The sequence below is a fragment of the Protofrankia sp. Cas8 genome (assembly GCF_963555845.1).
In the GTDB taxonomy this organism is placed as follows: Bacteria; Actinomycetota; Actinomycetes; order Frankiales; family Frankiaceae; genus Protofrankia.
In genome coordinates, this window is record NZ_CAUVXI010000129.1 from 14,950 (window position 1) to 15,621 (window position 672).

General features: G+C 63.7%; 1 protein-coding gene. It reads right to left on the minus strand.

From position 1 onward, the window contains the following. Positions 1 to 517: serine/threonine-protein kinase (locus U9977_RS17620; RefSeq protein WP_322750371.1), on the minus strand; the 517-nt coding region annotated here is incomplete at its 3' end. Positions 518 to 672: the final 155 nt, after the last annotated feature.

The following is a 672-nucleotide window of genomic DNA, read 5'->3' on the forward strand; positions in this document are numbered from 1 at the left end:
TCCCCACCACCGCGCTCGCCGTCGCCGCCGATCCCTCAAAGATCTTCGAGATGCCGAAGTCGGTGACTTTCAGTAGGTCGCCCGTCTCGTCGCGGCCGACAACCAGGTTGCCCGGCTTGATATCGCGGTGCAGCACACCGCGCAGGTGCGCGTATGATAGCGCCTCGGCCACCGCTAGCCCGACAGCACAGGAGCCCTCCGGTGCGAGCGAGGACCGGAGCTCCGTCAGCGTCCCGCCCGCCAGCAACTCCATAATGATCAGATGGAGGTCGCCGTGTTCCAGGTATCGGTAGATCTGGACGATGTGCTGATTCTTCAGCGACGCCAGCGTCCGCGCCTCGGACTTGAAACTTGCCACGGCGCCATCATGGTGGGCAGCGAGAACCTTGATTGCTACCTCGCGGCCCAGATCATCCCGGCCGCTCATAACCACGCCGGAGGTACCCCGACCCAGTACCTTCCCGAGCTCGAAACCTGGTAACGCCGCCGTCAGCCGTTCCCGATCGACGCGGTCCATGCACAGACTCCCGGTTGGCAGACGCTCTGGCAGACGCTGATGGTCACAGCTTAGTACTACAGCAGCAGTGGTCTCTGTGTTGCCTGCGCAGAGGAACCGGTGGTGCGGCGCAGCCGCCGCGTGATCCTTCGGATTTGTGTATGCCCACGAAGACG